Here is a 21,813-nt window from a genome sequence, read left to right on the forward strand (position 1 = left end):
CAACGGCAGCCAACTACCAACAGCGGTCTGTGATCGCGTAGAATCGTTACTGTGTCGATCTGCGATCGTGTTGCTTCCCGCCTATTAAATTATCCGCTCGATATGGTTTCTGCTCTTCATCCTCGTCAGCGTTTACTGATGGGACCTGGACCCAGCACGGTCCCCGCCCGGATTTTGAAAGCCATTTCATCGCCCACGCTCGGCCACTTGGATCCGCAGTACATCGGATTCATGGACGAAACCTGCGACATGATCCGCCAAGTTTATCGAACCGAGAACGCATTGTCCTTCCCCGTTTCGGGGACCGGAATGGCCGGTATGGAAACGATCATGGTGAACTTGATCGAACCGGGGGACGAAGCGATCGTGATGATCAACGGCGTTTTCGGCAGTCGCATGAAAGAAATCCTGACTCGCTGCGGCGCGTCGGTGCATGTCGTCGAAGTTCCATGGGGGCAGACATTCACAAAGCAACAATTTGCCGATGCGGTGACGCAATATCCGAACGCAAAGTTGTTGGGTGTGGTTCATGCGGAAACGTCGACAGGGGCGTTGCAAGATCTTTCCGGAGTCGGCGAAATCGTTCATCAAGCCGGAATGCTTTTTGCCGTCGACGCCGTGACATCGTTGGGCGGACACGATGTTCGCGTGGACGATTGGGGAATCGATGCGATCTATTCGGGAACCCAAAAATGCCTCTCGTGTCCTCCAGGGCTTTCGCCGGTCTCGTTTTCTCCACGCGCATTGGAAGCGATCGATCAGCGGAAGGCTCCTGCGCAAAGCTGGTATCTGGATGTCAGCTTACTCAAAAATTATTACACCGGTGGCGGAGGCAGGGCCTATCACCACACCGCACCGATCAACATGGTTTATGCACTCCGCGAAGCTCTCGCAATCGTGTTGGAAGAAGGACTCGATGCGCGATTTGAACGCCACCGAAAGATGCACCTGCTGCTTCGCGAAGGTCTTCAAAAGCTGGGCCTGCAGTACATCCCGGAAAATTCGCTACATACGCTTAACTGCGTTGCTGTACCGGAGGGAATTGATGAAGCGGCCATTCGCAAACGGTTGCTAACCGAATTCGATATCGAGATCGGCGGCGGTTTAGGCGTCTTCGCAGGAAAGGCTTGGCGAATCGGATTGATGGGCGAATCGGCGGCTGAGAAAAACGTGTTGACTCTTCTGGCGGCGCTCGAAAAATGCCTGCCCTGAATTCTCAGCAACAATGTTCTCCTTTGCAGTCGCTCGTTGATCAACTGCCAAAGGGGCGTGTCAGCGAAGACCCATCGTATCGAGCCGCATTCGAATCCGATGGACTGACCGCGTTTCGCAAGCGGCCGCTTGGCGTTGTCATTCCTGAGAACCAGGACGAAGTGGTTCAGACGGTACGCTGGTGTGTTCAAAACAACGTTCCCTTTGTCGCTCGAGGTAGCGGCACCAGTTTGTCTGGCGGCTCGATGCCGGTTGCCAACGGGATCGTTATTTCGCTGAACAAGCTGCGACAGATTATCAAGCTCGATCCCGAAAATCGCATCGCGGTTGTCGAACCCGGGGTGATCAATCTGCACGTTTCGCAAGCTTCCGCTCCGCATGGCTTGTACTACGCGCCCGATCCGTCGAGCCAAAAGATTTGCACCATTGGCGGGAATATCGCCTTCAACTCCGGTGGAGCCCACTGTTTGAAGTATGGCATGACTAGCAATCATGTCATTGGAATGAAGGTCGTCACCGCAAGTGGCGAAATTGCTGAATTCGGTTCCGAATCGATCGAATCAATCGGCGCCGATATGACAGGCTTGTTCGTCGGTAGCGAGGGGCTGTTCGGGATCGCGCTGGAGATCACTTTGCGATTGATCCCGCTGCCGGAACGTTTTCACACGGTCCTGGTCGGCTACCACTCATTGCGCGACGCTGGGGATGCCGTTTCAGCCGTGATCGATTCTGGATTGTTGCCAGGCGCGATGGAGATCATGGAATCTTTGGCGATCGAGGCTGCGGAAGCGGCAACTGCATGTGGCTATCCCAAAGGCGCCGAGGCGGCGTTGATTGTCGAGCTCGAAGGCCCACGCGAACGACTCGAAATCGAAAAGCAACAATTGCGTGATGTGATCGCAAAAACCAACGCGTTCGAAACGGTCGTCGCGGCAGATGACGCCCAGCGCAACGCGATCTGGGCAGGACGGAAAAGCGCGTTCTCAGCGGTCGGAAAACTGAGTCCAGACTTTTTAGTCCAGGATGGTGTCGTCCCTCGAAAACGTCTCGGCGAAGCCTTGGTGCAAATCCAAAAGTTTTCGCAGGAGTCGGGGCTTCGCTGCGCAAACGTTTTCCATGCGGGCGATGGCAATTTGCATCCGTTAATCCTGTTTGATGATTCCGTGCCTGGGCAGCTTGAACAAGCCGAAGCCTTGGCCGGAAAGATCCTTACCCTTTGCGTCCAAATGGGAGGCTCGATCACTGGAGAGCACGGCGTCGGGATTGAAAAACGTGATTATCTTTCGCAGATGTACGACGACGATTCGATGGCGACGATGCATCGAATACGCGGTGCATTTGATCCCAAGAATTTGGCTAACCCTGGCAAGATGTTTCCCGGTGGTCCGCCGGAATCAGTCGGTATGGCCGTGCGTTCGCAGTCTGGTGGGCGGGCACCGGATTCATTTCCGGTCGAAGTCCAATCACCACAGGAACTTCGCCAGGCGATCACTGATTTTGATCAAGTCTTGGTCGTCGGGAATCAGACAAAGCGTCCGTTGTCGGTGGCGAAGGATACTCAGCTGATTTCGACTCGATCGATGAGTGGCGTCACCGAATACGAGCCCTCGGAGTTTACCTTTTCTGCGTTGGCCGGAACGACTCTGGCGGAAATAGTGAATCTGCTTGAAACCCGTCGGCAGTACTTGCCGTTTGATCCGCTGTTGGTTGATAAAAATGCGACCATCGCTGGGACGTTGGCAGCAGGGATCAGCGGTCCCGGTCGGCATCGCTATGGTGGCCTGCGCGATTTCATACTCGGGGCGACGTACATCGATGGGACCGGCACCGTGATCAAATCGGGTGGACGAGTGGTAAAGAACGCTGCAGGGTTTGATCTGCCGAAACTGTTCGTGGGCAGTTGTGGTCGACTGGCTGCGCTAACGGAACTAACCTTCAAGGTATTCCCACAGCCACCAGCGTTTCATTCTTATCGGATTCGATGTGCCGATCACGAAACGGCTCTGTCGGTCGTCGCAACCCTCGCACGAGGGCGGTGGGAGCTTGACGCGATCGACTATGACTCGGCCAACTGCACCGTTTGGATTCGAATCGGCGCGATGCGGCCGGTTGCCGATCTGCTTGTCGCGGACATCGAAGGCAGCTTGCCAAGCCAAGCGACGCAGATCGAACTTGTAGCTGATGAAAATGAGTTACCGTGGCGATCATTAAGTCGACTCGAGGGATTGAATCGCGACGATCAACTGGTGATCAAAATACCAATGTCGATCCGACTGGCCACCTCAATGGCGGATTGGTGTGATTCAGAACCGAAATCGGCCCATTTGCACGTCAGCTGTGCAGGCGCTATCGGCTGGTTAGCGATCGAATCATCGCGGTTGGATGAACTCGATCGCAAATTGTGTGATGAACAGGCGACAGGACTGGTCGTCCAAGATTCACAGGGTGTCGCGAAGAAACCTGTGATCGGATTCAGTCGAACGCAACCGATTGAGCTGGAAGTGAAACAGGCGATTGATCAAGTGCAACGTTTTCCCGGTTTGGTGTATTGATTCATGCGTCACGAGATTGATCGCGAGAAGTTTGGTTCGTTTGGCCCTGTGATGGCAGATGCTGTCAGTCAATGTGTGCACTGCGGATTTTGTTTGTCGGCTTGTCCCACCTATCAAGAGTTAGGACGCGAGCCGGATTCACCGCGTGGACGCATTATCTTGATGAAAGAAGTCTTGGAAGGTTCATTACCGATCGCTTCAGCGGCACCGCATTTAGATGCTTGCTTAGGCTGCTTGGGATGCGTGCCGGCGTGTCCATCGGAAGTTCCCTACGGTGACTTGATCAGTCCATTTCGGGCGATTCACCAAGCGGAACAGCCACGCTCAATCGGTAGCCGGATTAAAAGAACGCTCGCGCAATTGACCTTGCCCTATCCCGGACGGTTCCGTTTGGCAGCGAAGACGGGCAAGTTGGCCAAGCCTTTTTCGGGCCTGATGCCGAAGTCGCTAAGAGTGATGCTGAACATGTTGCCCGAGACAATGCCCGAGCGGCAGCAGCTTGACGAAGTGTACCCGGCAACCAATTCAAAACGAGGTCGTGTCGCGTTATTGGCTGGATGTGCGCAGCAGGTGCTTGCGCCGGACATTAACATCGCAACCATTGACGTGCTAAATCGGAATGGGATCGAGGTCGTCGTTCCTAAACGGCAGGGCTGCTGCGGTGCCTTGTCTTGGCATGTCGGCAACCTCGCGTCTGCACAAAAAATGGCGATCCACAATCTTGCGGCATTCGAAGGTGACTTCGATGCGATCGTGACCAACGCGGCTGGATGTGGGAGCGGCATTCATGAATATCCGTTGATTCTCAAGGGCACGCCTCATGAACATGCCGCTATAGAGTTTGCCGAGCGAACGGTCGATGTCGCGGTCTATTTAACATCCCTGAACGATCTGGCTCCGTTTCCAGATCGCGAAGGCGAAACCGTTGTGGCGTATCACGATGCTTGTCATTTGGCCAATGCCCAAGGCGTTAGGTCGCAGCCTCGTGACCTTTTACGCCAAGTTCCCGGTGTCAAGTTGGTGGAGGTTACAGACGGGCATCTCTGTTGCGGGTCAGCCGGAACGTACAACATCGATCAGCCAGAAGTCGCCGCGTCATTGGGCCAGCAGAAAGCGACGAACATCATCAGGAGCGGCGCAAGCATGGTCGCAATGGGAAACATCGGATGTATGGCACAGGTCGAAAAGCATATTGATGCTCAAGGAGGTGCTGTCGAGGTGATGCATACGATGCAGATTCTTCAGCGTGCTTATCAAGGCAATTTGTAGCGAGCGTTTGGCGAAAAGATGGCGGGCAGTTGATTGGGCCGCATTTTCGAGGCTCAGGATTGTCAGCTCTGCCGGTCCAAGGTCCCCAATGCGTTAGATCGGTTGCCGGAACGGTTAGATCGCTTGTCAATTCCGGGCGGGTGGGACGCACAACAACGCCGTTCCGTGCTATCCTCTGGGCTTTTCTGGATGCCACACTGCGCCTACTAGGGCGTGGATACCCGATTAATTGATAGACGAGCGACGTTGATGAGTGATCCGATCTGCCGGTGGGGGATTCTGTCCACCGCGAATATCGCGCGAAAAAACTGGAAGGGAATTCGGTTGAGCGGAAATGGCGTCGTCGCGGGGGTATCAAGCCGTAGTGCCGACCGCGCGGACCAGTTTATCGACGAATGCCAGCGTGAGGTTTCATTTGAAAACCGCCCTATCGCGTTCGAAGGCCACCAGTCGCTGCTCGATAGCGATCAGATCGATGCGGTCTATGTTCCTTTGCCGACAGGGCTTCGAAAGGATTGGGTGATTGCCGCGGCGAAAGCCGGAAAGCATGTCTTGATCGAAAAGCCGATCGCCGACACTGCCGAAGACGCACAAGAGATGCTTGCCGCGTGTCGTGAAAACAATGTCCAGTTGATGGACGGAGTGATGTTTGATCACAGCCAGCGGATCAAACAAGTTCGTGATGCGGTAAAGAATGGTGAACTGGGCTCGATTCGACGTATCCAAGCCCACTTTTCATTTACCGGTGACAAAGAGTTTCAGTCAGGCAATATCCGCACCGATCCAAAGCTCGAACGCCACGGTTGCTTGGGCGATTTGGGGTGGTACTGCATTCGTCTGATCCTTTGGTCGATGGACTGGAAAGCTCCGTCTCAGGTCAGCGGCAAGACAATTCATAAGCTTAGCCGAGAAGGTGTTGATGGTTGGGTACCGGGCGAGTTTTCCGGCGAACTGGTTTTCGAAGGTGGGCCGACCGCCTCGTTCTTCTGTTCGTTCCTAAGCTTTAACCAGCAGACCGCGACGATCTCGGGTGACGAAGGTTACATTTCGCTCGACGATTACGTACTGCCTTTGTACGGATCACACACATCGTTCGATATCAATCGACACGACCTGGAAATCGATAATTGCCGCTGGAACTTTCGCCGCAGAACCGAAACACGAGTTTGCGACGAGTATCACAGTGGCGAACCGAACGCGCAAGAAGTCGGCATGGTTCGTACCTTTGCGGATTTGGTCAATCGCAAAGAGATCAACAACGAACTGACCCGACGCGCTTTGCTAACACAGCAACTTCTTGATGCTTGTCGAAAGAGTGACGAAGCCGGCGGTGGCTTGATCGCGTTCACCGAAAAGTGATCGGAAACCCGATCGCTTCGACAGCTTCTCACCGCATCTTATCTGCACTGATTCAATACCTTCCTATTTCCTTCCCTGCATCCCTATGACAATTGCGACGTTCTTTTTGTTTACCGCTTTAGTGGCGGTCGCGACTTGGTTTGTGACCCGTGGCGGTGGTGAAGCGACAGATGAAGGCTACTTTCTAGCGGGGCGTTCGTTGACGGGCGTCTTTATCGCCGGATCGCTGCTTCTAACGAACCTGTCAACGGAGCAGTTGATCGGATTGAATGCCGCGGCATTCGACGAGGGCTTGTCGGTGATGGCTTGGGAAGTCGTCGCCGGGATTTCGCTGGTCGCGTTGGCATTGGTTTTCTTACCCCGCTATCTGAAGTCCGGTATCGCCACGATTCCGCAGTTCTTTCAAAACCGGTACGGCAATGGCGTGCAAATCTTGACCACGGGTATTTTCGTGGTCGCATACATGCTGATTCTGTTGCCGTTCGTGCTTTACCTCGGTGCCCGCGGATTGTCGGGCATGTTGCAGCTTGAAACACAGCTTGGGCTTTCAGAAATCCAAACGCTGTGGACCGTGATCATTTTCATCGCCGTAGTTGGCGGTGGTTATGCGATCTGGGGTGGACTGAAGGCCGTTGCCGTTTCGGATACCTTCAACGGTGCTGGACTGTTAGTCGGCGGTTTGCTGATCACCTATTTTACGATGAACAAGGTCGCCGACGGTGGCAGCTTTTTCTCCGCCTTCACCAAGATTGCCGAGCATAATCCTGACTCGTTTCGATCGCTTGGGACGCTACAGGAAGACGTTTCTTGGCCAACGCTGTTTACCGGCGTGTTGTTGCTGAACTTCTTTTATTGGTCGACGAACCAGCAAATTATTCAGCGAACCTTCGGCGCAAAGAACTTGGCTGAGGGACAGAAAGGCGTTCTGTTGGCTGCGTTTTTCAAAATCTGTGCGCCACTGATTTTGGTACTTCCCGGTATTGCAGCGGCTTACTTGGTACAAACCGATCCGGAATTCGCTGAAGCGGTCAACGGAAAAGCTGACAAGGCGTACGGGGCGTTGGTTGCAAGCGTTCTTCCCGAAGCACTTGGCGGGTTCTTCGCGGCGGTCGTTGTCGGTTCGATCCTTTCAACATTCAACTCTGTATTGAACAGTAGCGCAACGCTGTTCTCGCTGGATATCTACAAGCACCACTTGAAGCCGGATGCCAGCACCCGCTCGGTTGTGATCTCGGGACAGATTTGTAGCTTCGTGGTCGGAACCATCGCGGTCATTTTGGCGCCGACTTTGTTCTATGGTCGTGAAGAGATCTTTGGGTATTTTCAAAAGCTCAATGGCGTCTACTTCATTCCAATTCTTGCGATCATGTTGGTCGGATTGTTGAACAAGCGAGCCGATGGGATGTCTGCTTTGACGACCTTGGTGGTCGGTTTGATCGTGATGGCGATCGGAACGTTTTGGGAAATCAAGTTGTTCGGGTCCGGGTACCACTTCATGGCCGCCGTCTTCATCGGTCTGGTCACTCTACAGCTGACGCTCAGTGCGTTGGGGCTCCGACGTGATACGCCGTACGAGCAGCGTGACGTCGGCGCTGTCGATTTGACTCCTTGGAAAGCTGCTCCGTTTGTTGGGGGTGGATTAATTCTCTTTGCCGTGGGCGTTTACGCGTTCTTCGCGCTGTAGTCCGACATTGCAGCAACATTGGTGTCTTCGTCGCGGCTTCAGGTCCGTTTCGATACCAATAAAACCAATTTTCACAACACCCAGACGAACCATCGCCTGGGTGTTGTCGTTTGGCGTACTGTGGTGGTTTTTTGGCCTTCTGCTGTGGTCTCGAAATGGCCATCTAGGGTGTGCTTTCCATTGTCGATTTAGCTTCAAAAGGCTTTATCGGGTCTTAATGGATTTGTCGGTGAAATCACTGAACAGTAGCACTGATGGGTTGTATATACTTCGCCTTGTACTTGACGGATTGTCGCGGGAGAGATGTCCCGGCCAGAGTGTGGACTGATGTGCAGTGGGAAGCCAATTTAGGTGAAATTTCCCTTCACAGTCTGAACGCAGGGCATCGCGCGTCCGATTGAGTACCGGTTACAGAAGCTATCAGCCAATCACTTCGTTTAGCCTGAGACGCGATGGACGCCCCTCCAGAAGAACCGTTTGTGGATCCGTCCGGTGAAACGCCCGTTCGCCCAGCTAGGGAGGGCGAGACGCGGATGTGTAACGCGTTGGAAACCAACATGATCTCGCCACTTGAGGCGGGACAACGTTTTGGTGAATTCGAAATCCGCGAATTGCTCGGACGTGGCAAAGCGGGTTTCGTCTATTCGGCGCTCGATCTACTGTCAAAGCGACGCTGTGCACTAAAGCTGCTCTGCCGCATGTCGTCGCACGACCTCTATCGCAACAAGCTCGGTTTTCGTCGGATGTCTCCGTTTCGGCACCCGAGTCTGATGCGGACCGACCGTATTGAGATCATCGAAGATTACACCGTTCTGACGATGGAGGAGATCGACGGCGAGACCTTGTATGCATATGCCCGTCGGCTCCGTACAGAGCCTTCACAGGTGGCGTACAAAAAACTGCACTCGTTGTTGCACGACTATGCCTCGGGTCTTGCGGTGATGCACTTCGGTGGGCTGGTCCACCGCGATCTAAAGCCAACGAACTTGATGGTTCGCGAAAACGGGAATGGGGTCATTGTCGATTATGGCTTGGTTGCCAATTGCGATCCCGAAACCGATCCGTCTGGGCTGCGACCCTACATCGCGGGAACGCCACGATATTTCTCACCGGAAGCACTTTGGGAGCAGAGCTACACACCGGCGGGCGATGTTTTCAGTCTCGGTCTGGTGATGCTTGATTGCCTGAACGAAGTCGCGGGCAACGACCAATGGCTACGCCGCGGTGATTTTGCCGATTGGGTTCGCGATGAAGACGAAGAAACCATTGCAAACGCGATATCCGAAATGGACAAGGAGATTCCACCGGTATTACGGATGGCGATCGCCGGGATGTTGTCGGCGGATCGATCACGTCGACCGTCGTCACTTGAAGTCGTCTCGATGACTCGGGTAGGTGACGACCCGATCCGGTTCAGGACGTTGCACCATCTCTTTGGACGAGAGCAGGAACTGGAACAGTGCAACAATTTCATTCGTGACATCTACCGCGGGAGAACCGGACGGCTGCACGTCTATGGTGTTGCGGGTGCCGGAAAAACTCGGCTGCTTGATGAAATCGAACGTCAGCTGCGGCAAAACCACTGGGGCCAGGTTTTTCGCGTGCGTTGCCGATCGCGAGAAAACCAAACATTGCAGGTGATCGATCAGCTTGCCGATCAAGTCGCTCAGCGATATTCGCAGCGTGACCGTGAGCGGATCACGCTGGATGCGGTCAGCGCTTCCATTCTGAAGAAATCATTTCCTCAGCTGAAGCACGTCATCGCCGAAGACATCTACGAGGTTCCTGCTTCGTTTGATGGAAAGCCACAGCGTTTAGACGCGTTGACCGCGGCGATTCGACTGAGCCGTGAACTTCGCAAAGTCGGTCCGCTATTCATCATCATCGATGATGTTCAATGGTCTGATCATGACAGCCACACCATGTGGGACGCTTTGCTGTCGGACGATTCAGGTTATTTGGCGATCATCACGTCGTCTCGCGATGCCGAGACAAAGATTCGGTATCCTGCTGATGAGCGTGTCCACATCGGTCAACTGCCTCACGATTCAGCGTTCGCGTTTTTGCAAACCGCGGCAACACGGTGGGGTGCGAATATCAATGCGGCTGGTCTTGAGGAGTTGGTTGACATTTCCAAATGCAATGCGTTTCGCTTGCATGAGCTTGCCGAAGAGTTCCGACCCGGTGGGATGTTGCACCGCGTTGCTGATTCGGACGATTCGTCAATTTCAAACCTCGACGAAGTCGATCGCTTCTGGCGAAATCGTTTTGACAAGTTGACCAACGAAGCGAAGTCGATTCTTGCGTTTATCGTCGCCGCAAACGCGCCCGTGTCGATTTCTGAATTGGCTGACCTAACTGGGGTGGGCGACCAGGTCGATATTTCGGTTTTTGAACTCGTGCGGCAGCGTTTGGCTGTGGATGACGCGTCAGGCGCAGAGTGCGTGACGGTGGTTCACGACAAGATTGCAGACGGTTTGATCGAGAATCTGGATCCGGCCGAATTGGAACGCGCCCACCTAGCGTGGGCTGAGCTGCTGAAAAAGCAAAATCGACCTCGTGACTTTGCCGCACGAATCGCCTCGCACCTGTATTCTGCCAAACAGGATGGTGCCGCTTTACCATTCGCAATATTGGCCGCCGAAAATGCCGATCGGGCTTTCATGAAGTCCGAGGCTGGCGAATGGCATGAAAAGGTATTGAAGCAAGTTGCCGGCAAAGCTCGCTTAAAGCATTTGCGGGATGCGGCACGATGTTTCCAGGAAGCCGACTTACCGGAGCGAGCCGCTCCTTACTATGAAATACTGTCGCAAACGGAAAACGACGAAGACGAAAAGCGACGATTGAAAGCGACGGCAACTCAGTTGCTTGTCCGAAGCGGGCGTCTTGATCAGGCGCGACCGCTAATCCAGGATCTGTCGGCCGAACTTGCAATCCTGCCAAGACGCAAGGTCGCGATGTCTACTTATCGGTCAGGACTTGAGCAGCTAAACACACAGTTGGCAAAATTCGATTTCGTCGCCCTTCGAGACGAATTGATCGCCGATGAACCGCCGACGCGGCCTGCAAATGCGGCGACTGCGATGGCGTTTTGTAGCGACGCGACCCGATCAATGGCGTTCTTGGATTTTCAAGGCACGATCCAGTTGATGGCCCACGGAGCAAAGCTCGCACTGCAAAGCGGCAGCAATGCAGACCGTCTCCATTTCGGAATTCGATCGAATGTTTGGAATGGACTGTTGGCCGGGCGTGACCATGACGCGATCAAACAGTCGCGTGAATACTTAGAAGAAATGGTCGGCCACATGGAGCACTTTCCGCCGGGGCAGATGACCGGCGATGCTTGGTCAGGATTGGCATTTCTGCGTTTAATTTCGATGCAGTGGAAAGTCGTGCCGCAAGCGGTTGACCAGTGCATCGCAGATTTCGGTAATGATTCCCGCCGCCTCGGCTTCGAAGCCACTCATACCCGTTGGTTGAAACTTTGGGCTGACTGGCATTTGGGAAATTGGGATTCGCTTCGAATCAATGCCAACGATATGGCTGATGACGCCGACCGGCGTAATGACAACTACCAACGCTTTGTTGCCACATCAGGCTTTTCAGGCAATGGCTTTCTGGTCGACGGAAACATGCAGCGTCTCGCTCAACTCAGTGGTGAGCACTGCAGCATTGTTAGCGATACCGGATGCACTGAACTGATTCACATATTCCAATGGATCAACTCTGCTCAGGTCTACTTGTATCAAGGCGAGTTTTCAACCGCAGGACGTGTTGTCCGCAAGATGCATCGGGAGTTAGGTCGGTCTCCGATCCGCCGGATCAATCTGCTGCAGATCGTCGCTGACTATATGCTTTGCCTGACATCTTTGCATCAACGCCAAGAGGCAGCGTTATGTGGGAAAAGCGGAGCATCATCCTCTGGGGACCCCACAAGCGATCCTGCCATCGTACGCAATGCGATTCGTCGACTGTGCCAGCAGCCGTTTGATTTCTCCAAAATGCTTGGGGCCCTAATGAGAGGCGTAGAGCGGCGGATCAGCGGAAATGCAAAGTCTGCGAAGAAAGCTTTCCAAGACGCTGCGGATATCGCAACACTGCATTCACTGACCCCTTATCGCTTGGCTGCTGAGGACGGTTTGCTGAGCCTGCAGCAGGACGTCGATCGAGATTCGCTGCGACAGTTCATGCTGACGAACCGGGTCAAGGACCCGACAAAGCTCGAACGGCTTTACACCGTCGGATTGCCAAATCTCCCAGACTCGATCGTTTAGTCTATTGAATAGCTCTTTTGGCTGTTCCGCTGATCCCGATCACACATCGGGATCGTGTCGGTGCCCCGACCCAATAGAGACGCTTACCAAACAAAAAAAGAGCGTACCGATAACTCGGTACGCTCTTTCAATCGGAAGGAGCGATGGGCGACGCTTGCCTATTGGATTGACCGAGAGTGAATCGTCACTCTCGGCGATTTATTAGGCCCAATTCAAGTCCATCCGATAAGTTGAACATCGGCAGGACTTGATCGAGCGAATTTACTCGCGGCTTGTCAGATGAATCTCTGAAGCCAGTTTTCGTTCACATCACCACCGCTTGGCGATCGTGATGTGAATCGTCTCATTTCTGGCGAACGTCTTTCACCAAACCATTCTTAGTAGCGATAGATCGCTTCGATTTGCAGGCGACCTTCGATCACGTCTTTGAACTCAGTCAGTGGGAATTCATACGCGATGCCGTATTCGGTCGAGCATTTAGGTTTGCACTTCAAACCGACCGACTGTGTTACCAAGTCATTTCCGGTAACATCGCTGACAGACAAGTTGAATAGGTCTTGTCCGGCAACACCAAGTGCAGCACCATTGTCAGCGCTGTCGGTCCAGTGCCACCAAGCAAGTTCAGTCAGCAGGTAAACCGTGTCGGTGACTTTGACGTCAAAGTGGTTTGACCAGTGGACTGATTCACATTGAACGTTTCCGTCAGCGGGTGTTCGCCAACCGAAGGCGGACATCCAGTGTGCGTTACCGTCCAGCAGGCGTTGCCCGCCGGTGGCAAACAGGTGGAATTCGCCGTCACCGATGTCTTGCAACGCGTCTTGGCTGCCGATCGGGATTTCGTATGTACCACCAACCGATAGCAGAGTGCCGCTTTGGGCGTCACGCAGAAGGTTGTATTTCAGACCGGCGGTGACCGAAGCCCAGCCGTCGTCCAAAAGTGTGTCCAGTGCCCCGTCGGTGTTATCAAAGATGTATCCATCTTTAACACCAATCAAGCTCAAACGCTCTGTCAATGCGACTCGGAACTGCATCGCCAACAGTTGGATCGATCCACCTGCGGGAATGTTGTTGCCGATCGTTGATGGAACCCAGTGATTGACAAAAATCGGACGGATTTCTGTCAACGTTCGGGGATCTTCAAAATGAACAAAGTTGATCATTGGGCTGACGAAGTCGTCAAAGCAATGATCGGTAGGCTTGATGAACTGGGTTAGCAGTCCATCGCCAAGTGATGGCAGGCAAGCCGCATCACATCCGGAATCGCAGCCGCCCCAAGCGTCGCAGGCCGCAAGTGGCCCACAGCCGCTGTCGCAACCTGTTGCGTCACAGCATTCCGAAGAGTCACAACCGCCGCTGAGTAGTCCCAAGCCAGCAGCCTCTGCGGCAGGCGCGGCACCCGTGGCAACAGCGATTGCCAAGACTAGTTTTTGTAGTTTTTCTCGTACCGTTGATCTCATCTTATCGCCTCCGTGTGATCGGTTCGGTGTTGCTTTCCATTCGGAACCGCACACCGACAAACAGAAGCGAAAACGTAAGTCGTGTACAAACCTCCCCACTGTCAAAGCTTGACAGCACCAGACTTAAAATCGCTAAGCATTCACACCACCCTAGGGAAGCCCCATCGATGATTGACTGCAAGCGGGCGGACAAGCGTGACGTATCAGCACAACCGGTAAGGAAGCGAAGTCTGAAAGGGGGACACGCGGCAAAACCGAGGGGAACCTGCCACGCGAATTTTGGTGACGATTTTCAGACTTTGTGTCGCTGGGATCGTTTTCACGGATCAATTTGAGCCCTAGCAAATTAGGAAGCAGTTGTTCATGACATTCGCTGTGACAATCGGGCACGCCGCCTTTGACGCAGTTTTATGAACCAAATGGGCTGTCGGGGGCATTGGCAAGACCGTTCGGGTGGAACCTTTTCGAATCGGTCTTGCGACGGTTCGGCGACGCTTTCTACCCTGCCACCGTATTTTGCTAATTCTCCATACCGAGATGATTGCGCCATGGAAGGCCGACAAAACGAAAACCATGCGGTTGCCAGTCCGCAAATCGATTCGCCGTTTCAAGTGATTCGGCGTGTGACTTTCCTTGCGTCTCTATTCGTGTTGCTGTTCGCGACGCCCGTGATGGCGGACGAAGAGGCGGAGTGGATTTGGGCTAACGGATCCACACCGGACCAATCGATTGCCCGGGGCGCGCAGTGTTTTTTCCGTAAGCCGATCAACCTGAAGGTGCCTGCGGATGTGCGGATTGAAATCGCAGCCGACGACGCATACGAAGTCTATGTCAACGGAAAAGCGATCGGCCGGAGCGCGACTTCTCGTGTTGTGAATACATACGCCGCGACCGAACACTTTGAAGTCGGCCGAAATATTGTCGCCGTCCATGTAACCAACCGTAGCGGCGACACCGCGGCGTTGGTCGCGCGAATCGCGGTCCGACCAGAAAATAGCGACCGATGGTACACATTCAATTCCGATGCCTCCTGGAAAACGAGCGTCCAACGCCAGGACCTTTGGGAAACCGCGGCTTTCAACGATCGTCTATGGGGTTCGGCTGCATCATTCGGTTCTTTACAGGAAACCGATGGCGGACAAGTCGCGACTAGCCAACAGCCTCCAGCGGTTAGCACTCCAAGTGCTGTTCCGATGCCTCCCAAAGCGGACATCGCGGCTCAGCAACCCAAAACCAATTCCGCAGCAGTGGCTGAACCAGCGGCAACCGCGACGGAGAGCATCGCGACAGAAAATGTCGCGACGGATTCCCAATCTGACCAACGGGAACGTTTTCAAATTCAACGCGGTTTCGGCGTTCAGCGAATTTTGGCGGACGACAAAGTTGGGTCCGTCTTGGCAATGACCTTCAACGAATTCGGGCACCTGCTGGTTTCAAAAGAAGGTGGCCCATTGTTGTTGATCTACGATGACGACGAAGACGGAATTCCGGAAACGATTCGGACGTACTGCGACAAAGTCAATTCTTGTCAGGGAATCTTGGCTCTCAATGGACAAGTCTTTGTCACCGGTAGCGGCCCCCAGGGATTGGCGCTCTACAAGCTTTCGGACGCGGATCGCAACGGTTCGTTGGAACAGGTCGAAGCGATCGTCAAATTCACCGATTGGGCTGGACGACCTGTCAAAGCACACGAGCACGGTCCACACGGTCTGCGACTGGGACCCGATGGCATGATTTATGTCGCGGTCGGAAGCCATGTCAAAGCGGTCGGAACCAAAGGCGATGGTGAGACCTATCGCAACGGGTACGAAGGCGATTTGCTTCCACGATACGAAGACCCTGCCGGACATGCCCGAGGCGTGAAAGCTCCTGGCGGAACGATTATTCGTACCGATGTCGAAGGCAGCATTGTCGAGCGTGTCGCCGGCGGCTTGCGAAATCCCTATGACTTGGTCTTCCATAGTGGCGGTGGGCTCTTCGTTCACGACGCCGATATGGAAGCCGACATCGATACCCCATGGTACCGGCCAAATGCGGTTTTCAATGTCACCGAAGGTGGCGAATTCGGTTGGCGAACCGGATGGGCCAAATGGCCCGAATACTATCTGGACCGATTGCCAACGATGCTGGATACCGGCCGAGGAAGCCCGACGGGTGGCGTTTGCTATGAGCACTACGCATTCCCCGTTCGTTTCCAAAACAGCTTGTTCCTTGCTGATTGGAGCGAAGGCCGGATTCTGAACGTCCGCCTAACACCACGTGGCGCAAGTTATGTTGCTGAAAGCGATGTCTTTTTGCAAGGACAGCCTTTGAACGTCACCGACTTGGAAGTCGGACCTGATGGTGCACTCTATTTTTGCACCGGCGGTCGATCGACAACCGGAGGCATCTATCGTGTGGTTTACAAAGGTGATGTTCCCGAACGCATGAAAAACTTGGGCAGCGGTATCGCGGCCGCTATCCGCCAACCACAAATCGAATCGGCCTGGACACGTCAGAAAATCGCTTCGATCAAGCGAGAACTTGGCGACCAATGGAATCAACTCGTTGCGGGTGTGGCTTACAGCGATGACAACCCACCGGAATACCGTGTTCGAGCGATGTTGTTGATGCAGCTGTTCGGCCCGGTTCCGAGCGAAGCCTTGCTGCTGGAACTGAGCAACAGCGAAAACGACTTGGTGCGAGCACAAGCCGCGATCATGCTAGGACGTGAACCCGGTGCGGAAGGCAAGCAACGTCTGATGGAGCTGCTGGCTGACAAATCATTGGCCGTCCAACGTTCCGCATGCGAAGCAATGCTGCGTGGCAATGTAGTCCCCGACGATATCGAAGCATTGATGGGGATCATCAGTAGCGGCGACCGCACGTTGGCGTACCTCGGCTGCGAAGTCTTGCAAACGGTTCCGGTTGAAAAATTCAAAACAGAAGTGCTTAACACCGCCGAAACTCGCGCGGCCATCGTCGGCATGCTTGCACTTGTCAACGTTGACCGAAGCGAAGCGACTGCCCTGCAGGTGCTTGAGCGAAATAGCGAGTTGATGAAAGGTTTCCTTAGCGACGCTGATTTCATCGACGTGCTGCGACTTTGCCAAGTCACGTTGCACTTGAGCGGTGTCGATACCGCAAAACTGCGACCCTTGGCGGCTCAAGTTGCAGAGGAGTTCCCTGCCGGTGAGCCACGGATCAACCATGAAGTCATCCGTTTGGCAACTTACTTGCAAGCGGAATCACTCGCCGACCGAGCGATCAACTACTTGGAATCAGAGGCTCCTTACGAAAGTCGTACCCTGGTAGCGATGTGCTTACAATCGATGAGCGACGGCTGGAAAGCCAAGCAAAGATTCGCGCTGTTGAAGTTCTTTGAGAAAGCAGCGAATCGATCGACGTCCGGCGCATTGCCGTTGTACATGATGGATGTGACTCGCGATTTCGCATCAACACTGTCGATGGACGACTTGCACGCGATCTTGGAACAGGGGCATGTTTGGCAGAATGCTGCACTTGCCGCAATCTACAAGGTGGAGCGTCCGATTAGCCCTGAAGTCGCACAGACGCTTTTGCAGTTGGATCAAAAAATTCGTCACAACGCCGAAGAACGCGACGTTCAGCGACGGCTGCGAACCGGCATTGTTGCATTGCTGGCGACTAGCGATGAAGCCGATTCGGCTGACTACTTGCGTGAGTTGTGGCGTGAAGAACCACAACGCCGTGCAGTGATCGCCATGGCACTGTCAGTTCATCCCGATGGTGAAAACTGGGACTACCTCGTTCGCAGTTTGGCGCTCGTCGATCATGAAGCCGGCATCGAAGTTGTACGTGCATTGCGAAAAGTCGAAATCGCGACCGACGACCCGATGGCACTTCGTCAGCTAATCCTGTTGGGACTAAAGGCAGAGGCCGACGGTCGCTCGTTCGAAGACGTGGAACGCTTGCTGGAGCACTGGACCGGGATGGAGCGTCCAGAGAGTGACGAGAAATCGATGGAGCCCTGGCAGCAGTGGTACCAATCGTCCTTTCCGGATCGTCCTCCAGCGGTTCTGCCTGCTGCAGATCAATCACGTTGGGACTTCGAAGAACTCGTTTCGTACTTGGAAAGTGACCAAGGACGCAGCGGTGACCCTGCCAATGGCAAACTCGCCTTTACCAAAGCCCAGTGTGCTCAATGTCACCGCTTTGGTAACTATGGAGAAGCGATCGGGCCCGACCTTTCGGGGATCGCGAGACGATTCACCAAACGCGAAATCATCGAATCGATCCTTTATCCGGCTCATGTGGTCAGCGACCAATACGCAAGTCGTAAGCTGCTGACGCTTGACGGAAAGGTTCATGTCGGCATGGTCAGCGAACAAACCGACGGCACGATCGTTGTGCGTGACTCGAACAACGCGATGGCATTGGTCGAAGCCGACAATGTTGATCAGATTTTGCCAAGCAACACCAGTATCATGCCGAGCGGATTGATCGACAATTTAACCCAGCGAGAGATCAGCGATTTGATGTCTTATCTAGGTGTGGTGCCCGCCGCCGAAATCGCGGCAAAACCCTAGTGCTGGCTCCTATGAGCCGCACCGCGCTAGCGGCGGTTTTCGTACGGGCAACCGGTGCTAACGCCCATCGGCTAATCCGATAATCAAGTAGTGCTGGCTTTTATGAGCCGCACCGCGTTAGCGGCGGTTTTTGTACGGGCAACCGGTGCTAGCACCCAATCAGCTAATCCGAAAATCAAGCTGGACCAAATCGCTCGCCTCGCTCGATCTGCAAACGAAACGCTCTGGCATGATGCCGGGGTGATGAACGTGCAGCGATTCGGTGACCTATCGTTGATTGTTAAGTCATCTTTGTCCCGTCGTCGGAACGGGGATATTTGTTGAATCGCTGCGGGATTGACGACGTTCTGACCTACATTTCAGGATCCGACGCCCTTATTGGCTGATCGCAGGCCACAATTTCTGGCCTTTATCTCGGAATCCGGCCGGCGAATTGCTGGCAGCTGCAGTTTCGTCTTCCCAAGATCGGATTGCCCAGCCAGAATACCCGGCTATGGCGCCCTGGTGGCTCGTGGAACGAGCCCCCTCTCGGTGGGTTGCCTCAGGTCTGGGCGAGTTCCCCCACCAGCTAATCGCCGGCCAGTAAACTCCCAGTTTTTCCTCAACGAATCGAATCGATCGTGGATCGTCGCACCTATACCTTTCTCGTACTTTCGGCGGCATTCTTTTTTCTTTACATGTCGATCCGGAATCAGTTGGTTCCGCCGCAGAACGCGGAAAACGACGTGGTTGCCGAAGCTGTCGATGAGAACGCTGATCAAGCCGACGCAGCACCGGATGCGTCAGCTGAACAAACGGATGAAGCTGATCCAGAAGATGGGCCAGCGATCGAGTCTTCCGACGGGAAGGACCAGTGGTACACCATCGGCTCGATGGATCCTAACAGCAACCACAATCTGCTGATCACCTTCCGCAATCGCGGTGGTGCCATTGAACGCATCGAAGTTACTAAACGTGATAGCGACGGCGATTTGGCTTACCGCCGTGTCGATACCAAAACAGGCTATCTGGGTTACTTTGCCGGGACAGCCAGTTCGAAAGTTGACGGTGTGACGGTCAATGTTGTTGGCCCCGGTACGCCCGCGGCAATCGCCAAGGCGGAAAACGGATCGACCGGTATCAAGATCGGCGATGTGATCGTTGCTGTCGGTGAAACGCCCATCCAGTCAACCGCCGATATTGATAAAGCCTTAGACAAGACAGAGCCAGGTGATTCGATCACGGTCGAAGTCTTGCGAGAAACCGGTGAGGGACAGACGCCTCTCAAGATGCTGTTCGACGTCGCCCTGTCACAGCATCCACTGGATCTGGTGCGTTTGGCTGAAGACGGCGGCGAGGATCAGGTGGCTGGCAATATCTCGCGATTGTCTTGTTTGATGACACTGGCAAAGGCCGGTCAAAAGCGGATCCCAAGTGGTGAGCGATATATCAAAGCGCTCGGCGAACCTTCCAACCAGTATTGGCAGGCTTCGACAAATACCGCCAACGACGGCAGCGAAAGCATCGTCCTGGAGACGACCATCGGGACGGCCGCGATGAACGAGATTGGTGGCCAGCCGGTGAAACTGAAACGAACCTTTAAGGTGTCGCCATCGAGCTACGTGGTCGACATGGATATCGAGGTCGCAAACATCGGCGACAAATCGCAAGAGCTCAGTTATCGCGTCGAAGGCGCCAACGGAATCACTTTGGAAGGTTGGTGGTACAGCAACAAAATCAGCCCCAACTGGATGGGCGGCGCTGCAGCTCGTGACATCGTGTACCGGACCGCGGCCGAAGGTCACCGTTTGGTCAGTGGCGTGACGCTTTTAAAAGAAGAACGCAAATCTCCCGAGGATCCTTTCCAAGGCATCTTCGCGTCGGACAGTGAAGAGTCGGCAAAGGATTTGAAATACATCGGAATCGATGCTCAGTATTTCGCGGTCGCCTATATGCCTCCAGAAGGCGAAAATTCCTTAGACGGATACGCGCGAGCAGAAGCGATGATCGTTGCCGACGAGGCTGCGGTGGAAAAGCACAAAGAACGTGCGGTCAATACATCCTTTGCCCTCAATAGCAAGGCGGTCGAATTGGCGCCGGGGGAATCGTTCCGGCAGAGCTTGCAGATGTTTGCCGGTCCGAAAGAGCCTGAACTGCTCGCCGCACACGGCATCAGCGACTTTATCTACTACGGTTGGTTTGGGTACTTCTCGACAATTTTGTCGGGACTGCTGCACGTGTTGCGAGGGATCGTCGGGAACTATGCCGTCGCCATTATCTTGCTAACGGTCATTGTTCGCGGTGCGATGTTCCCGCTCAGCCGAAACGCTGCGGTCAACGCTCAAAAGATGCAAGAGCTGGCTCCGGAACTGAAGAAGATTGCCGAAAAGTATAAAGACGACATGGAAGGTCGTTTGAAGGCTCAGCAAGCATTGCAAAAGCGAGTCGGTTTCAATCCGCTAGCGGGTTGCTTGCCGATGTTCTTGCAGTTGCCAATTTTCATGGGCCTCTATAGAGCCTTGTCGGTCGACATCGATTTGCGTCAGAAGCCGTTTTGGTCGCCAACCGGGTGGGCCTCCAACTTGGCCGCTCCCGACCAGTTCATGTACTGGGGCGATACGATGGGCGACTTTATCGCAGGCCGTGGAACGGGATGGCTAGGGCCTTACCTAAACATCTTGCCCTTGATTGTTGTCGTGCTGTTTATCACCCAGCAAAAGCTGTTCATGCCGCCTGCCACAGACGAACAGACCGCGATGACGCAAAAGATGATGACGTTCATGACCCTCTTTATGGGCTTGTTCTTCTTCCGCGTTCCGGCCGGTCTCTGCCTGTACTTTATCGCCAGCAGTCTCTGGGGTATTGGCGAGCGTTTGTTGGTGAAGAAAACGCTTCCCAAGGGGAAACACTTTGACCTGGAAGCCGAAGGCGACGTCATCGACGCAGTTGGGGTCAAGAAGAAAGAATCGGGTAAGCAATCGCTAGCTGAGCGTTTGGTCGCTCAAATGCAGCAGAAGGAACCCGAGGCTGCCGTGGTGCGACCGAATAAACGAAAACGTCCGCCGAACAAAAAGAAATAGTCTTCGGTCCCTTGTTCGAGGTCAATTCAGGCGAAAGCAAGCCAACTCGAAAGCGAGCCCATCGGCAGTCCCCGATGGGCTCGCTGTTTTTTTATAGCGGGAGCGTTCTCTAGCACTTCTCTTGCACGTTGTGTGCTGAATTCTGCCGCAAAACTGGGTAGACTGGCGGTAGTGGTTTGCGTCCACCCAGGGGCTCTAATCTTCGATATGTATCCCGGGTGGAACAGCAGTCATGCTTTCTCAGTTCCCCGGTTGAAGTGCTTGGCGTGCGAATCGTGCCAACTCGGACTTTTCTATTGGTCGTAAATGTGATGCGGATCGATGCTTCTCGCTTGACGGCTTGTTGGGCAAGCGGACGTCGTGCTGCCGTTCATACCACAGCACTCTTTTCGTTAACCTT

Annotated in this window: 9 protein-coding genes; 8 read left to right on the forward strand and 1 reads right to left on the reverse strand. The window is 54.1% G+C overall.

What is annotated here, in order from left to right:
• Window positions 1–102: 102 nt before the first annotated feature.
• The 6 genes from LOC67_RS18215 to LOC67_RS18240 all read left to right on the forward strand — a co-directional run bounded on the left by LOC67_RS18215 (window position 103) and on the right by LOC67_RS18240 (window position 12,350).
• Complete coding sequence (locus tag LOC67_RS18215; RefSeq protein ID WP_230264107.1) at window positions 103–1,212, forward strand: pyridoxal-phosphate-dependent aminotransferase family protein; 1,110 nt, start codon at window positions 103–105, stop codon at window positions 1,210–1,212.
• The gene (locus LOC67_RS18220) at window positions 1,200–3,764 is read left to right on the forward strand and encodes an FAD-binding oxidoreductase (protein ID WP_230264109.1); all 2,565 of its coding nucleotides are present in this window, start codon (window positions 1,200–1,202) and stop codon (window positions 3,762–3,764) included. Before LOC67_RS18215 ends, LOC67_RS18220 begins: the two co-directional genes overlap by 13 nt.
• 3 nt (window positions 3,765–3,767) lie before the next feature.
• Window positions 3,768–5,033, forward strand: coding sequence for a (Fe-S)-binding protein (locus LOC67_RS18225; RefSeq protein ID WP_230264111.1), 1,266 nt, complete (start codon window positions 3,768–3,770; stop codon window positions 5,031–5,033).
• A gap of 249 nt (window positions 5,034–5,282) precedes the next feature.
• A complete protein-coding gene (locus tag LOC67_RS18230) occupies window positions 5,283–6,392 on the forward strand; it encodes a Gfo/Idh/MocA family protein (protein ID WP_230264112.1) in 1,110 nt (369 codons plus the stop codon).
• A gap of 85 nt (window positions 6,393–6,477) precedes the next feature.
• Window positions 6,478–8,076, forward strand: coding sequence for a solute:sodium symporter family transporter (locus LOC67_RS18235; RefSeq protein WP_230264114.1), 1,599 nt, complete (start codon window positions 6,478–6,480; stop codon window positions 8,074–8,076).
• A gap of 452 nt (window positions 8,077–8,528) precedes the next feature.
• Window positions 8,529–12,350 carry a protein kinase domain-containing protein gene (locus LOC67_RS18240; RefSeq protein ID WP_230264116.1) on the forward strand — a complete coding sequence of 1,274 codons (3,822 nt, stop codon included), beginning with the start codon at window positions 8,529–8,531 and terminating at the stop codon, window positions 12,348–12,350.
• A gap of 377 nt (window positions 12,351–12,727) precedes the next feature.
• Here LOC67_RS18240 and LOC67_RS18245 read toward each other — a convergent pair whose 3' ends face one another.
• Entirely contained in the window at window positions 12,728–13,807 is a 1,080-nt protein-coding gene (locus tag LOC67_RS18245) for a hypothetical protein (protein WP_230264118.1), read from the reverse strand.
• Between the two features lie 548 nt (window positions 13,808–14,355).
• On the opposite strand from LOC67_RS18245, the gene LOC67_RS18250 reads away from it, so the two are divergent.
• Entirely contained in the window at window positions 14,356–18,354 is a 3,999-nt protein-coding gene (locus LOC67_RS18250) for a HEAT repeat domain-containing protein (protein ID WP_230264119.1), read from the forward strand.
• 620 nt (window positions 18,355–18,974) lie between these two features.
• Window positions 18,975–21,413 carry a YidC/Oxa1 family insertase periplasmic-domain containing protein gene (locus LOC67_RS18255; protein WP_230264120.1) on the forward strand — a complete coding sequence of 813 codons (2,439 nt, stop codon included), beginning with the start codon at window positions 18,975–18,977 and terminating at the stop codon, window positions 21,411–21,413.
• Window positions 21,414–21,813: the final 400 nt, after the last annotated feature.

It is taken from the genome of Stieleria sp. JC731, from assembly GCF_020966635.1.
In the GTDB taxonomy this organism is placed as follows: Bacteria; Planctomycetota; Planctomycetia; order Pirellulales; family Pirellulaceae; genus Stieleria.

Coding starts and splice junctions, on each gene's coding strand:
- LOC67_RS18250 (WP_230264119.1), top strand. CDS start 14,356: ATGGAAGGCCGACAAAACGAAAACCATGCGGTTGCCAGTCCGCAAATC.
- LOC67_RS18220 (WP_230264109.1), top strand. CDS start 1,200: ATGCCTGCCCTGAATTCTCAGCAACAATGTTCTCCTTTGCAGTCGCTC.
- LOC67_RS18235 (WP_230264114.1), top strand. CDS start 6,478: ATGACAATTGCGACGTTCTTTTTGTTTACCGCTTTAGTGGCGGTCGCG.
- LOC67_RS18215 (WP_230264107.1), top strand. CDS start 103: ATGGTTTCTGCTCTTCATCCTCGTCAGCGTTTACTGATGGGACCTGGA.
- LOC67_RS18225 (WP_230264111.1), top strand. CDS start 3,768: ATGCGTCACGAGATTGATCGCGAGAAGTTTGGTTCGTTTGGCCCTGTG.
- LOC67_RS18230 (WP_230264112.1), top strand. CDS start 5,283: ATGAGTGATCCGATCTGCCGGTGGGGGATTCTGTCCACCGCGAATATC.
- LOC67_RS18245 (WP_230264118.1), bottom strand. CDS start 13,807: ATGAGATCAACGGTACGAGAAAAACTACAAAAACTAGTCTTGGCAATC.
- LOC67_RS18240 (WP_230264116.1), top strand. CDS start 8,529: ATGGACGCCCCTCCAGAAGAACCGTTTGTGGATCCGTCCGGTGAAACG.